11 protein-coding genes are annotated in these 14,861 nt (G+C 73.7%); 10 read left to right on the plus strand and 1 reads right to left on the minus strand.

Features of this window, described 5'->3' with window-relative positions:
- The 4 genes from E1300_RS28060 to E1300_RS28075 form a co-directional block, all read left to right on the plus strand.
- A partial coding sequence (locus E1300_RS28060; protein WP_131760087.1) for an aldehyde dehydrogenase family protein occupies positions 1 to 1,269 on the plus strand: 1,269 nt, incomplete at its 5' end.
- Positions 1,270 to 1,392: 123 nt separating this feature from the next.
- A complete protein-coding gene (gene acuI, locus E1300_RS28065; RefSeq protein ID WP_131760088.1) occupies positions 1,393 to 2,379 on the plus strand; it encodes an acrylyl-CoA reductase (NADPH) in 987 nt (328 codons plus the stop codon).
- A 13-nt stretch (positions 2,380 to 2,392) separates the two neighbouring features.
- Positions 2,393 to 3,589: an FAS1-like dehydratase domain-containing protein gene (locus tag E1300_RS28070; RefSeq protein ID WP_207399993.1), complete on the plus strand. Its 1,197-nt coding sequence runs from the start codon at positions 2,393 to 2,395 to the stop codon at positions 3,587 to 3,589.
- Positions 3,590 to 3,706: 117 nt separating this feature from the next.
- Positions 3,707 to 5,434: a class I adenylate-forming enzyme family protein gene (locus E1300_RS28075; RefSeq protein ID WP_207399994.1), complete on the plus strand. Its 1,728-nt coding sequence runs from the start codon at positions 3,707 to 3,709 to the stop codon at positions 5,432 to 5,434.
- Here the strand turns inward: E1300_RS28075 and E1300_RS28080 are convergent.
- A complete protein-coding gene (locus tag E1300_RS28080; protein ID WP_131760090.1) occupies positions 5,382 to 6,092 on the minus strand; it encodes a Clp protease N-terminal domain-containing protein in 711 nt (236 codons plus the stop codon). The genes E1300_RS28075 and E1300_RS28080 overlap by 53 nt on opposite strands.
- Before the next feature lie 254 nt (positions 6,093 to 6,346).
- Here E1300_RS28080 and E1300_RS28085 point away from each other — a divergent pair, with 254 nt between their 5' ends.
- From E1300_RS28085 to E1300_RS28110, 6 genes are all read left to right on the plus strand, one after another.
- On the plus strand, positions 6,347 to 7,963 hold the full coding sequence (locus E1300_RS28085; protein ID WP_131760091.1) for an SMP-30/gluconolactonase/LRE family protein: 1,617 nt from the start codon (positions 6,347 to 6,349) through the stop codon (positions 7,961 to 7,963).
- 7 nt (positions 7,964 to 7,970) lie between these two features.
- Positions 7,971 to 8,816 (plus strand): SDR family NAD(P)-dependent oxidoreductase, encoded by an 846-nt coding sequence (locus E1300_RS28090; protein ID WP_131760092.1) that lies wholly within the window; start codon positions 7,971 to 7,973, stop codon positions 8,814 to 8,816.
- Positions 8,817 to 8,922: 106 nt separating this feature from the next.
- Positions 8,923 to 10,296, plus strand: a complete 1,374-nt coding sequence (locus E1300_RS28095) for an aromatic ring-hydroxylating oxygenase subunit alpha (RefSeq protein WP_131760093.1) — start codon at positions 8,923 to 8,925, stop codon at positions 10,294 to 10,296.
- 32 nt (positions 10,297 to 10,328) lie between these two features.
- A complete protein-coding gene (locus tag E1300_RS28100; protein ID WP_131760094.1) occupies positions 10,329 to 12,155 on the plus strand; it encodes a flavin-containing monooxygenase in 1,827 nt (608 codons plus the stop codon).
- 44 nt (positions 12,156 to 12,199) lie between these two features.
- Complete coding sequence (locus tag E1300_RS28105; RefSeq protein WP_131760095.1) at positions 12,200 to 13,162, plus strand: SDR family NAD(P)-dependent oxidoreductase; 963 nt, start codon at positions 12,200 to 12,202, stop codon at positions 13,160 to 13,162.
- The gene (locus tag E1300_RS28110; RefSeq protein WP_131760096.1) at positions 13,143 to 14,849 is read left to right on the plus strand and encodes a thiamine pyrophosphate-binding protein; all 1,707 of its coding nucleotides are present in this window, start codon (positions 13,143 to 13,145) and stop codon (positions 14,847 to 14,849) included. Before E1300_RS28105 ends, E1300_RS28110 begins: the two co-directional genes overlap by 20 nt.
- The last annotated feature ends 12 nt before the right edge of the window (positions 14,850 to 14,861 follow it).

The raw sequence follows: 14,861 nt of genomic DNA on the forward strand, positions 1-14,861 counted from the left end.
GCCGGCTCCGGCACCGTGCCCGGTGCGCCCGGCTCCGACCCGGACGAGCCGTACTGGGCGGACGTGGCCGACGTCGGCACCGACGCCGTCGCCGCGCTGGTGACCGCGGAGATGGGCAAGCCGGAGGCGGACGCGCTCGGCGGTGTCGAGGCCGGGGTCGGGACGCTGCGCCAGTACGCCGAGCTGGGGCCGCTGCACGGCGGGCGGAGCCTGCAGGGTGGCTGGGGCGCCGCCGACTTCATGGTCCGCGAGCCGTGCGGGGTGGTCGGGGTGATCACGCCGTGGAACGATCCGGTCGCGATCGCCTGCGGGCTGATCGGCGCCGCCGCGGTCACCGGGAACACCGTCGTGCACAAGCCGTCGGAGCGCACCCCGCACACCGGTGCCCTGCTGGTGGAGCTGCTCGCGGGGGCCCTGCCGGACGGCGTCCTCAACGTCGTCTCAGGGGACGGGCGCACCGGTGAGGCGCTCGCCGGGCATCCGGGCCTGGGCGTCGTCGCGCACGTCGGCTCGACCCGCGCGGGCCGCCGCATCGCCGGGCTCGCCGCGCGGACCGGCGCGCGGGCGCTGCTGGAGAACGGCGGCGCCGACCCGCTGATCGTGGACGAGGGCGTCGACCCGGTGTGGGCCGCCGGGCAGGCCGCGACGGGCTGCTTCGCGAACGCCGGGCAGATCTGCACGTCCGTCGAGCGGGTGTACGTGCACGAGGCCGTGGCGGCGCCGTTCCTGGACGCGCTGGCCGGGCGGGCCCGGGCGATGCGGATGGGCGCGGGGGCCGACGCGTCGACTGAGCTCGGGCCGCTGGTGGACGAGCGGCACCGCGCCCAGGTCCACGAGCAGGTGGAGAAGGCCGTCGCGGACGGTGCCCGCGTGCTGGCGGGCGGGCGCGTCCCGGACGGGCCGGGCAGCTTCTACCCGGCGACGGTCCTCGCCGGCTGCACCGACGACATGGCCGTCATGGCGGAGGAGACGTTCGGCCCGGTCGCGCCCGTCCGTGCCGTGGCGTCGTTCGACGAGGCGCTGGACGCCGCGCGCCGTTCCCGCTACGGCCTCGCCGCGACGGTGCTGACCCGCGACCTCGCCCGCGCGCAGCGGGCCTGGCGGGCCCTGCCGGTCGGGACCGTGAAGGTGAACGCGGTGTTCGGCGGTGCCCCCGGCGGTGCCGCGACGCCGCGCCGCGCGAGCGGCCAGGGGTTCGGCTACGGCCCGGAGCTGCTGGACGAGATGACGGCGGTGAAGGTCGTCCACCTGGGGAGCGGGCAGGGGTAGCGGCCGGGGTTGACGCCGGAAACCTCCTATGCAAGCCTCATGCTCATTGGCGAGAATGACATTCTCGTAGAGTGTCAATGAGAGATTGACATTTTTCGGGCGGCTTGCCCCGAGGAGGGCGGATTGGGTTTCTCGGCTGTTCTCATCACCCAGGACGACGGCGGGCGGAACATCGGCCTGGCGCGTCTCGACGAGGCCGATCTCCCGGACGGGGACGTCGCCCTCGACGTCGAGTATTCGTCGCTGAATTACAAGGACGCGCTCGCCGTCACGGGGAAATCCCCGGTGGTCCGGAGATTTCCGATGGTTCCGGGAATCGACCTGGCCGGGGTCGTCACCGACAGCGCGCACGCGGACTGGAACGAGGGCGACCGCGCGGTGCTCAACGGCTGGGGCGCCGGTGAGAGCCACTGGGGCGGGTTCGCGCAGAAGGCGCGCGTCAAGGGGGACTGGCTCGTCCCCCTGCCGGCGGCGTTCAGCGCGCGGCAGGCGATGGCGATCGGGACGGCCGGCTATACGGCCGCCCTCTGCGTGGACGCCCTGGTCGCGCACGGCGTGCGCCCGGAGCACGGGGAAATCGTCGTGACCGGCGCGACGGGCGGCGTCGGCAGCGTCGCGGTCGCGCTGCTGGCGAGGGCGGGGTTCGAGGTCGCCGCGGCGACCGGGCGGCCCGCGGAGGCCGGCTACCTCAAGGGGCTCGGCGCCGGGACGGTCGTGGACGCCGCCGAGCTGGCGGAGCCCGGCAGGCCGCTCCAGAAGGAACGCTGGGCGGGCGCGATCGACACCGCCGGGAGCCGCACGCTCGCGAACGTCTGCGCGCGGACGCGCTACGGCGGCGCGGTCGCCGCGTGCGGGCTCGCCCAGGGCATGGACCTTCCGGCGTCGGTCGCCCCGTTCATCCTGCGCGGGGTGGCGCTGCTCGGCGTCGACAGCGTCATGGCGCCCCGGGAGCGGCGGGCGGACGCGTGGCGGCGGCTCGCGCGCGACCTCGCCCCGGCGGTGCTCGACGCGATCGCCGAGGAGGTCGCGCTCGGCGAGGTGCCCGGGGCCGCCGACCGGCTCCTGGGACGGACGGTCCGGGGCCGCATCGTCGTGGACGTCAACCGATGACCGGGGAGCGGACGTGAGCGTGGATCCCAACGGACCTGAGGCCGCCGAGCTCGACCTGTCCGACGTCGAGCACCGCGTGGGCGGGGCGGTCGGCGGCGGGCAGCTCTGGGACCCGTGCGCCTCGTCCGACATCCGCCGCTGGGTGATGGCGATGGACTACCCGAACCCGCTGCACTGGGACGAGGAGTACGCCCGCGGGTCGCGTTTCGGCGGCCTCGTCGCGCCGCAGTCCATCGCGGTGGCGCTGGACTACGGGCACGGCGCGCAGCCGGCGTGCGTGGGCCGCATTCCGGGCAGCCACCTGATCTTCGGCGGCGAGGAGTGGTGGTTCTACGGCTGCCCGGTGCGGCCCGGGGACACGCTGTTCCAGGAGCGCCGGTTCCACGACTACAAGGTGGTCGAGACGAAGTTCGCCGGGCCGACGATGTTCTCGCGAGGCGACACCGCGCACCGGAACCAGCACGGCGTCCTGGTGGCGCGCGAGCGGTCGACCGCGATCCGCTACCTGGCCGCCGAGGCGCGCAGGCGCGGCATGTACGCGTCGCGGCTCGCGCCGGTCAGGCAGTGGACGGACGCGGAGCTCGCCGAGGTGGCGGAGACGCGGCACGCGTGGATCCTGTCGAACCGGGCGGGGACGTCGCCGCGCTTCGCGGAGGTGAAGGCGGGCGACCGGCTGCCCCGGCGGGTGATCGGCCCGCACAGCGTCGCCACCTTCACCACCGAGTACCGGGCCTTCCTCTTCAACATCTGGGGGACGTTCCACTGGACGGCGCCGCCCGGCGTCGAGGACCCGTGGATCAACCAGGACCCCGGGTGGGGCGCGGACTTCGCGTTCGACGAGGAGGGCGCCAGGATCGACCCGCGCAAGCGCGACGGGCTCTACGTCGGGCCGTCGCGCGGCCACATCGACGGGGAGCGGGCGAGCGAGGTCGGCATGGCGCGCGCCTACGGCTACGGCGCCACGATGGGGGCCTGGTGCACCGACTACCTGGCCTACTGGGCCGGGCACGACGGCCTGGTGCGGCACTCCAGGGCCGACTTCCGGGGGCCGGCCTTCGAGGGCGACGTGACGTACTTCGACGGCGAGGTCGTCGGCAAGCAGGCGGAGTCGTCCTGGGGCGCGCCGGTCGTCCAGGTGAAGCTGCGCCTGACCAACCAGGACGGCGGCGTGCTCGTGGACTGCACGGCCGAGGTCGAGCTGCCGTACTAGCGCGCCGCCGTTCAGGCGGGCGGGAGGTGGGCCATGGACGCCATGGCATCCGAAGCCGCACGGTCCTCATCAACACGGTCCCCGTCAAACCAGTCCCCATCGACACGGTCCCTGTCGGTGGTGTCGGGGCCGCCGCTCGACGAGGAGCCTGGACTGGGCGCCCTGACGCTCCCTGGCTTCCTGCGCGAGGTGACGGAGCGGTACAGCACGCGGGAGGCCCTGGTCCTGCGCGAGGACGGCGCGGACGGGCGCGAGGTCGGCGCGGACGGGCGCGGGCCCGGCGGCCGGGTCACGCGCTGGACCTACGCCGAGCTGTGGGACCGCGCGGTCGAGGTGGCGCGCGCGTTGCGGGCGGGCGGGCTGGACAAGGGCGGCCGCGTGGGCGTCCTGATGACGAACCGTCCGGAGTGGCTCGCGGCCGTGTTCGGCGCGTCGCTCGCGGGCGGCGTGGCGGTGCCGCTCAGCACGTTCTCGACGCCGCCCGAGCTGGAGTACCTGCTCCAGGCGTCCGGCGTGTCGGTGCTGCTGTTCGAGCGGACCGTCCCGAAGCGGGACTTCGCCGAGGCGCTCGCGGCGCTGGAGCCGGGGATCGCCGGGGCGGCGCCCGGTGCGCTGCGGACGGCCCGCTTCCCGTTCCTGCGGCGCCTCGCGATGGTCGGCGACCCGCCGCCGGGTGGGAGGGAGCCGGGCGGGGCGGTCGAGACCTGGGACGCGTTCCTGGCGAGCGGCCGCGACGAGCCGCCGGAGCTGGTCGAGGCGGCCGCCGCGGCGATCCGTCCGAGCGATCCGGCGGTGCTGTTCTTCTCCTCCGGTTCGACGAGCAGGCCGAAGGGCATCCTGAGCGCCCACCGCGGCGTCTGCGTCCAGCTGTGGCGCTTCGGGCGGATGTACGGGTTCCGCCCGGAGGACGACGTCCGCTGCTGGACGGCGAACGGGTTCTTCTGGTCGGGCAACGTCGGCATGGGGATCGGCGCGACGCTGTCCAGCGGCGGCAGCCTCGTGCTCCAGCGGTCGTTCGGGGCCGCCGAGGCCCTCGGCCTCATGCAGGCGGAGCGGGTGAACTTCCCGGTCGCCTGGCCGCACCAGTGGGCGCAGCTCGAAGCGGCCCCCAACTGGGACGAGGCGGACCTGAGCAGCCTGCGGTTCGTCGACCACGGCACCGCTCTGGCGCGCCATCCGACGGTGACGTCCCGGTGGTACGAGCCGGGGCACGCCTACGGCAACACCGAGACGTTCACGATCTCGACGGGCTATCCCGCGAACACACCGGAGGAGGTGCACGCGGGCAGCAGCGGCGTGCCGCTGCCGGGCGTGACCGTCAAGGTCGTCGATCCGCTGAGCGGCGCCGTCACCGCGCGCGGCGAGCCCGGCGAGATCTGCGTCAAGGGCCCGACGCTGATGCTCGGCTACCTCGGCACGCCGCTGGACGAGACGCTCGACGCGGAGGGCTTCTTCCACACCGGCGACGGCGGCCGGATCGACGCGGAGGGCCGCCTCCACTGGGAGGGCCGGCTGACCGACATCGTCAAGACGGGCGGCGCGAACGTGTCGCCGCGCGAGGTGGACGAGGCGATCGCCGCCCATCCGGGCGTGAAGGTGACGCAGACGATCGGGCTGCCGCACGAGACGCTCGGCGAGGTGGTCGTCGCCTGCGTCGTCCCGCACGCGGGCGCGGGCCTCACCGCGGAGGGGCTCCGGGCGTTCCTGCGGGAGCGGCTGGCGAGCTACAAGGTGCCGCGGCGGGTGGTGTTCCTCCGCGACGACGAGGTCGCGCTGACCGGCAGCGCGAAGATCAGGTCGGGCGATCTGCGGGAGCTGGCCGCCAGGCGGCTGCGGGACGGGTGACGCCGCGCGCGGCGAGCGCGGCGGCCGCCGGGCCCCGGCCGAGGGCGGCGACGCCGAGGAGGAGGTGCGCGCAGCCCACCGGGCGCCCCTCCTCGGCGGCCAGCTCGCGCGCGGTGGCCATGGCGCGGCGGGTGCGGGGCGTCCAGGCGAGCCGCTTGACGGCCTGGGACGCGCCGACGGTCAGGCAGCCCTGGATCCCGCGCCGCAGCGGGCCGGCCGGGACGTCGAGCGACGACAGCAGGCGCACCGCGCTGTTGTTCTCGGCCAGCAGCCCGCACACGACGTGCTCGGTGCCGATGAAGCTGTTGCGGTGCCGGACGGCGGCCTCGCGCATGTGGGCGACCGCGGCGCAGATCTCGTCCGCGACGTCGCCGGCGGTGGTGCCGTGCCCGCCGTGCGGGGCGCCGTAGCGCTGCTGGACGGCCTGGCGGGTGACGCCGAGCACCGTCCCGATCTCGGCCCAGGAGCGGCCGTCGAGGCGGCACTGCTCGACGTGGTCGTCGACGAGGTCGTCGGCCAGCCCGCGGAGCCGCGCGGCGAGCGCGGCGGCGCCCTCCAGCAGGGCGATCGGGTCGCGGCGCCCCGGGTCCGGGCCGGTGCCGCCGCCGGCGGTGCGCGCGACCTCGGCGATGAGCGCGTCGAGATCCGGAAGTCCCACACCGCAAGAATCGGCCACGGGCGGCGGGGTGTCAACAGCCCATTGACGGAATGGAAATGTCAATCGCGCATTGACATATTGGAAGTGAATCGCCTGGAAGGAAGAGGGTTGACGCCTTCTCGCCTTTCATGGAAGCATCATTCTCCGAAACGAAAGTAACGTTACCAATCCGGGTCGTCCGCCATGTCGCGCACGGACGGAGCGCACCGCGCGTTCCCCTGCGCTTCCTCATCGCGTTGGGAGACTCCGCCTTGATGCAGGAGACGCGCTACACGGGCGCTCCGCCGATCCGTCCGGCCGGGGGGTGGAGCGTCGAGCGGCTCACGCCGCCGAGCCGGCTGTTCGGCGCGAACGGCCTGCGCACAGGTCCGGACGGCCGCGTGTACGTGGCCCAGGTCGCCGGTAGCCAGATCAGCGCGCTCGACGTCGACACCGGGCGGCTGGAGACCGTCAGCGCGCAGGGGTCCGACATCGTCGCGCCCGACGACGTCGATTTCGACGCCACAGGCGACCTCTACGCCACGGAGTACTACGACGGACGTGTCAGCGCGCGCGGCGCCGACGGGCGCACCCGCGTGCTGCGCGACGACGTGCCCGGCGCGAACGGCATCACCTTCCACCAGGGCAGGCTGTTCATCGACGAATGCCGGATCGGCGGGCGGCTCCTGGAACTCGACCCGGGCGGCGGGGCGCCCCGGGTGATCCTGGAGGACCTGCCGCTGCCCAACGCCATGGCGTTCGGGCCGGACGGCAAGCTCTACTACCCGCTGCTCGGCAGCAACGACATCTGGCGGATCGACCCGGACGGCGGCGAGCCCGAGCGGGTCGCGGGCGACCTGGGCGTCCCGGACGCGGTGAAGTTCGACGCCGCGGGCAACCTCGTCTCCACCCAGGTGGGCACCGGTGAGGTGCTGCGGATCAACCCGCGCAGCGGTGAGCGGACCGTGCTCGCGACCATCGCCCCTGGCCTGGACAACCTGACGTTCGTGGGGGCCCGCCTGTTCGTGTCCGGCTTCACCGGCCAGATCACCGAGATCCTGGACGGCGGCCGGACCCGGACGGTGCTGCCGGGCGGCATGACCTGGCCGCTCGACCTCACCGCCGGCGCGGACGGCACCGTGTACGTCGCCGACGGCACCTACTTCTACGCCCTCCCGCCCGGCGGGGGCGGGCCGCGGGTCCTCGGCATGCTGTTCAGCCCCGGCTGGCCCGGCTACGTCCGCGGGGTGGCCTCGGCAGGCGCGGACGAGTTCGTGGTGACGACCTCGCTCGGCCAGATCGCGCGATGGTGGCCCGCGAAGGGCGAGCACGCGGTGCTGGCGGGCGGGACCGAGCCGTTCGACCAGCTCTACGGCGTGGCGGTCGCGCCCGGCGGAGACGTCGTGGCCGCCGAGCTCGGCGCGGGCCGCGTCGTGTCCGTCCGGGGCGGCGAGGTGACGACGCTCGCCTCCGGGCTGGACCGGCCGGCGGGCGTCGCGTTCGCCGCGGACGGGACCTGCCTGGTCTCCGAGTCCGGCGCCGGGCGCGTCGTCGCGATCTCCGGCTCGGGTCCCGGCTCCGCCGCCGAGACCGTCCTGGACGGTCTGGAGCGGCCGCAGGGCATCGCCGTCCGCGGCGGGCGGCTCGCGGTCGTGGACGCGGGCGCCCGGTCGCTGATCGAGGCCGGTCTCGACGGCACGTCCCGGACGACGATCGCGCGCGAACTGCCGGTGGGCGATCCGAGCGGGCAGCCGCCCAAACCGCTCAAGGGGCTGATGCCGTTCACCGGGCCGCAGGGCCTGTTCGCGGGCGTCGCGGCCGGACCGGACGGCGCCCTCTACGTCTCCGCCGACGCCGAGGGCAGCGTCCTGGCGGTCCGCGAGGAGGGGTGAGGCGGGCATGGCACACGACTTCTTCGGGCTGGACGGGCGCGTCGTCATCGTCTCGGGCGCGGGAGGCGGCGGCATCGGCACGGCGGTGACGGGCCTGACCGCGCGCGCCGGCGCGACCGTGGTCGCGGTGAGCCGCTCGCGCGCCAACCTGGACGAGCATGTCGGGCCCCTGGTGAAGGAGGGCCTCCCGATCGTGCCGGTCGCGGCGGACGCGTCCACCGACGAGGGCATCGCCGCCGTCCTGGAGCAGGCCGGACGCACCCCGGGCGACCTGTACGGGCTCGTCAACGTCGCGGGCGGCGCCGCCCCCGCGACCTGGATGCCGTCCACGCGGGTCACCCGGGAGGACTGGCGCGCCCTGTTCGCGCAGAACCTGGAGACGGCGTTCTTCATGAGCCGGGCCGTCGCCGCCGAGCTGAAGGCGCGGGGCCGTCCCGGCTCGATCGTCTCGATCTCCTCGATCAGCGGCGCGAACACGGCGCCGTTCCACATCGCCTACGGCACGGCCAAGGCGGCGATCGAGGCGGCGACCCGCACGATGGCCGTCGAACTCGCCTTGGACGGCGTTCGCGTGAACGCCGTCGCCCCCGGCGTGACCGCGACCCCGGCCTCGGGTGCCTACGTCGACGAGGACCCGGACCGCGACCGCCGCGCCATCGCCATGGGCCGCCGCGGCCGCCCGGAGGAGCAGGCCGGGGCGATCCTCTTCCTGCTGTCGGAGCTGTCGAGCTACATCACCGGCCAGACGATCCTCGTGGACGGCGGGCTCAACCTGAAATGGACCCATCTCGGCGCCGACAACACCTCCCTGTTCCTCAAGGACGAGGCGTTCCGCGCCGCCATCACGCGCTGACCACCGCACGCCGCCGCCGCACCACCGCAACCCCACCACCGCATCCGCACCACCGCAACCCCACCACCGACCGCTACCACCGCCGCGCCGCGGGTTGGAGAAAGCCATGAGCGAGACCCTCGCGAACGTCCAGGAGACCGTCCCGGCCGAAGCGCTGTCGGAGCCGATGACGATCGGCGTGGAGGCGTACGTCTCCGAGGAGTACGCCCGGGCCGAGGGCGACCGGCTGTGGGCGAAGGTGTGGCAGCAGGCCGCCCGGGTCGAGGAGCTGCCCGAGGTCGGCGACTGGCTCACCTACGACATCATGGACGACTCGGTCATCGTGGTGCGGACGGCGAAGGACCGGTTCCGCGCGTACCACAACGTCTGCTCGCACCGCGGGCGGCGGCTGGTGGACACGCCGCCCGGCGCGCACGACGCCCGCGGGAGCGGCCGGCAGTTCGTCTGCGGCTTCCACGGCTGGCGGTACGGCATCGACGGCGACTGCACCCACGTCCCCGAGCGCGAGGACTGGCCGTGCGGGCTGACCGACGAGCGGATCGCGCTGAAGCGGGTCGCGGCCGGCACGTGGGGCGGCTGGATCTGGATCAACATGGACCCGGACTGCGAGCCGCTGCGCGACTACCTCGAACCCGCGGCGTCCCTGCTCGACCCCTTCCGACTGGAGAACATGCGCTACCGGTGGCGGCGCTGGCTGGTCTTCGACTGCAACTGGAAGGTCGCCTTCGAGGCGTTCATGGAGACCTACCACGTCCCGTACACGCACCCCGAGTTCATGAGGTTCGGCGGGTTCCTGGGCTGGGCCAGGTCCCACGGCAGGCACAGCAACATCGGCTACGACGCGCCCAAGGACATGGACGAGAACCAGGCCAAGCTGCGGCTCGGCACCGGCGACGACCCGCGCGTCTCGACGGCCGAGCTCCAGAACTTCACGTGGGAGAACGCCAACACCAACACGACCTGGACGCTCGTCGAGGCCGCCCAGGAACTGACCAAGGACCTGCCCGAGGGGACCCCGGCGCCGCAGGTGCTCCAGCACTGGCTGGCGACCGCGCGCGCGAAGGACGCCGAGCGCGGTGTGGTCTGGCCGGCCGTCCCGCCGGAGATCACGGCGAAGGCGGGCACGGCGTGGCAGATCTTCCCCAACTTCCAGATCGGGCACGCGCCGAACAACATGCTCTGCTACCGGTTCCGGCCGTACGGGCACGACCCGGACCGGTGCGTCTTCGAGGCCGCCGTCTTCGAGCTGTTCCCGCCGGGCGAGGAGCCGCAGACCGAGTGGGTCCTCACGCCGCAGGACGACCCCGGCTGGCGCACCGTCCTGCCGCAGGACTTCTCCAATATGGCCGCCGTGCAGAAGGGCATGAAGTCGCGCGGCTTCACCGGCCCGAAGCCCAACCCCTACCGCGAGCGCAGCGTCGTCAACCTGCACCGCAACCTCGCGGCGTACATGGGCACCGGCGCGCCGCGCGACCTCTGACGAGCGCCGAGACCCCGGACCGGAGACACCGCATGCAGCACTGCGCACCGACGCCGACGCCCGAGATCGACCACGCGGCGCTCAAGGTGAAGTACCTGGCCGAGCGGGACAAGCGGCTCCGCCCCGAGGGGCAGGCCCAGTACCTCGCGACCGAGGACGGGTTCGAGGACTACTACGACGCCGACCCGTACACGCCCGCCGCCCCCCGCGCGCCGATGTCCGCCGACATCGGCGTGGCCGTGCTCGGCGGCGGCTTCGCGGGGCTCATCGTCGCGGCCCGGCTGAAGCGGGCGGGCGTCGCGGACTGCCGGATCATCGAGCTGGGCGGCGACTTCGGCGGCGTCTGGTACTGGAACCGCTACCCCGGCATCCAGGTCGACACCGACAGCTACTGCTACCTGCCGCTGCTCGAAGAGGTCGGCTACATGCCGACGGAGAAGTACGCGTCCGGGCGGGAGTGCTACGAGCACGCCCAGCGCATCGGCCGGCACTTCGGGCTGTACGGCGACGCGATCCTCAGCACGAAGGTCGAGTCGCTGGAGTGGGACGCGGGGCTCCGGCGCTGGCGGATCGGCACGAACCGCGGCGACGACCTCCGCGCCCGCTTCGTCGTCATGGCGCAGGGGCCGTTCAACAAGCCGAAGCTTCCGGGCGTCCCCGGCATCGGGGACTTCGAGGGGCACATGTTCCACTCGGCGCGCTGGGACTACGCCTACACCGGCGGCGACATGACCGGCGGCATGGACCGGCTCGCCGACAAGAGGGTCGCGATCATCGGGACGGGCGCGACCGGCATCGGCGTGATCCCGCACCTGGCCCGCGCCGCCCGGCACCTGTACGTGTTCCAGCGGACCCCGTCCTACATCGACCGGCGCGGGAACAGCCGCACCGACCCGGATTGGGTGCGGACGCTGAAGCCGGGCTGGCAGAAGGAGCGGCAGCGCAACTTCCACACCGCGGCGTTCGAGGCGTTCGCGCCGGGCCAGCCCGACCTGGTCTGCGACGGCTGGACGGAGGTCAGCCGCAACCTCCAGGCGCACCTGGACGCGACCGACGGCTGGGCGGCGATGGCCGACCCGAAGAAGTTCATGGAGCTCCGGGAGATCCAGGACTACCGGGCCATGCAGCGGCAGCGCGACCGGATCGACGCGATCGTCGAGGACCCGGTGACCGCCGAGGCGCTCAAGCCGTACTACCGCTTCCTGTGCAAGCGGCCCGGCTTCAGCGACGACTACCTGCCGGCCTTCAACCGCCCGAACGTCACCCTCGTGGACGTGTCGGGCACCAAGGGCGTCGAGCGCATCACCGCCAAGGGCCTCATCGCCCGCGGCGACGAGCACGAGGTCGACTGCATCGTCTTCGCCAGCGGCTTCGAGATCACCACCGACCTCGACCGGCGCCTCGGCATCGCGCCGTTCACCGGCCGGGACGGCCTCTCGCTCTACGACCACTGGGCCGGCGGCTACCGCACCCTGCACGGGCTCACCAGCCACGGGTTCCCGAACCTGTTCTGGACGGGCTTCATCCAGGGCGGCGTCACCGCGAGCACCACGGCGATGTTCGAGCAGCAGGCCGCCCACATCGCCTACATCGTCTCCGAGGCCCGGACGCGCGGCGCCACCGCCGTGGAGCCGACCGCCGAGGCGCAGGAGGGCTGGTGCCAGACCGTCCGGGAGACCGCGGTCGACAACACCGCCTTCCAGCGGGAGTGCACCCCGGGCTACTACAACAGCGAGGGCGAGCAGAGGATCCGCTCGCATCTGGGGGAGCCCTACTGGCCCGGCTTCTACGCCATGGAGGACGTGCTCCAGGCCTGGCGCGACACCGGAGACCTGGAGGGCCTGGTGCTGGACGCGTGAGCCCCCGACACCGGCCGGGTCCGCCACGAGAGGAACCCCGCCCCATGCCCGACCTCAGGTTCGACGGCCGCGCGGCCGTCATCACCGGCGCCGGCCGGGGCCTCGGCCGCGCCTACGCGCTGCTGCTCGCCGCGAAGGGCGCGAAGGTCGTCGTCAACGACCCCGGCGCCGCCATGAGCGGGGACGGAACCGACCCCGGGCCCGCGGACGGCGTCGTCCGGGAGATCGAGGCCGCCGGGGGAGAGGCCGTCGCCAACCACGACTCCGTCGCGACGCCCGAGGGCGGCCAGAGGATCGTCGCGACGGCCCTCGACCGGTACGGGCGCATCGACATCCTGATCCACAACGCCGGGAACCACCGCCCGGCGCCGCTGGCGGAGATGACGTACGCGGACTTCGACGCCGTCCTGGACGTCCACCTGCGGGGCGCCTTCCACGTCGTCCGGCCCGCGTTCCCCGCGATGCGCGACGCGGGCTACGGCCGCGTGGTCCTGACCTCGTCGATCGGCGGGCTGTACGGGAACGGGCGGGTCGCGAACTACGCCGCCGCGAAGGCCGGGATCACCGGGCTGTCCAACGTGGTGGCCCTGGAGGGCGCCGCCTGCGGCGTCACCTGCAACGTCGTCGTCCCCGCCGCCGTCACGCGGATGGCCGCGGGCCTCGACACCTCGGCGTACCCGCCGATGGACCCGGACCTGGCCGCGCCCGCCGTCGGCTGGCTCGCGCACGAGTCCTGCTCGGTCACCGGCGAGATGCTGGTGGCGATCGCCGGGCGGATCGCGCGGGCGTTCGTCGCCGAGACCCCGGGCGTCCACCGGCCGTCCTGGACGATCGAGCAGGTCGGCGAGGACATCGCCGCGATCCGCGACACGGGCGACCCGTGGATCCTGCCGGTCGTCCCGTCGGCGCACGACGACCACATCAGCAGAAGCTTCGCGATGGCCCGCGCGGAAGGCGGGCCCGCGACGGGCGAGGGGAGCGGCCGCCGTGCCGGTCAGAGTCTATGAACGCGTGCTGCACCTCTTCGAGGCGGAGGGCATCGACACGATCTTCGGCATTCCGGACCCGAACTTCGTCCACCTGTTCCACCTCGCCGAGGAGCGCGGCTGGAACGTCGTCGCCCCGCACCACGAGGCGTCCGCCGGGTTCATGGCCGAGGCCGTGTCGCGGATGACCGGCAAGGCGGCGGTGTGCGTCGGGACGCTCGGCCCCGGGCTCGCCAACCTCGCCCCCGCGATGATGTGCGCCAAGGTCGAGAACTCGCCCGTCGTGTTCCTCGGCGGGCAGCGCGCCCGCATCACCGAGCAGCGCGTCCGCCGCGGCCGCATCCAGTTCGTCCAGCAGTCCGGGCTGCTGGAGCCGTCGGTCAAGTACGCCGCCAGCATCGAGTACGCCGACCAGACCGACGAGATCATCCGCCAGGGCCTGCGGAAGGCGCTCACCGGGACGCCCGGACCCGTCTACATCGAGTACCCCGCCCACGTGATCCAGGAGGAGCTCGACGTGCCGCCCGCGGCGCCGCCCGGGACCTACCGCCTGGTCGGGCAGACCGCCGGGCCGGACGCGGTCGCGCGCGCCGCGGACGCCGTCCGCGCGGCGGAGCGGCCGATCCTGCTCGTCGGGCACGGCGTCCACACCGCCCGCGCCGCCGCGCAGGTCAGGGCGCTCGCCGAGCTGATGGCGTGCCCCGTCGTCCAGACGTCCGGCGGCACCTCCTACATCGAGGGGCTCGAAGACCGCACCTTCCCCTACGGCTTCTCGCCCTCGGCGGTCGAGGCGGTCGTCGGATCCGACCTGTGCCTCGCCATCGGGACGGAGCTCGGCGAGCCCGTCCACTACGGGCGCGGACGCCACTGGGCCGAGAACGAGGCGAACCGCACCTGGATCCTCGTCGAGCAGGACCCCGAAGCGATCGGCGTCAACCGCCCCGTTCACATCCCGCTGGTGGGCGACCTGCGCGCGGTCGTCCCGCAGCTCACCGAGGCGCTGAGAGGCACGCCGCGCGAGCCGTCCCCGGAGCTGGCGGGCTGGATCGAGCGGGACGCGGCGCGGCTCGCCGAGCTGGCGGCGTCGGCCCCGTCCGGCCTGTCGCCCGTGCATCCCGCCCGGCTGATCGTGGAGGCCACCAGGGCGTTCCCCGCCGACGGGATCATGGTCCGCGACGGCGGCGCCACGACGATCTTCGGGTGGACGTACTCGCAGGCCAGACCGCACGACGTCCTGTGGAACCAGAACTTCGGGCACCTCGGCACCGGGCTGCCCTACGCGGTCGGCGCCTCGGTCGCGCAGGGCCGGACCCGCCCGGTGATGCTGATCACCGGGGACTCGTCCTTCCAGTTCCACATCGCCGAGCTGGAGACGGCCGCGCGCCTCGGCCTGCCGCTCGTCTGCGTCGTGGCCGTCGACTACGCGTGGGGCCTGGAGGTCGGCGTCTACAAGCGCACCTTCGGCCAGGGGTCGCGGGAGACCGGCGTCCACTGGAGCCGGGAGACGCGCCTCGACAGGGTCGCCGAGGGCTTCGGCTGCCACGGCGAGTACGTCGAGCGCGACGAGGACATCGCCCCGGCGATCAAGCGCGCGTACGCCAGCGGCAGGCCCGGCGTCGTCCACGTGGCGGTCGACCCGAAGGCGAACTCCGAGGAGATGCCGAGCTACGCCGAGTTCCGCACCTGGTACGCGGAGGGGATGCAGTGAGACCGGCAGTGG

It is taken from the genome of Actinomadura fibrosa (assembly GCF_900659615.1).
GTDB classification, from domain to species: domain Bacteria; phylum Actinomycetota; class Actinomycetes; order Streptosporangiales; family Streptosporangiaceae; genus Spirillospora; species Spirillospora fibrosa.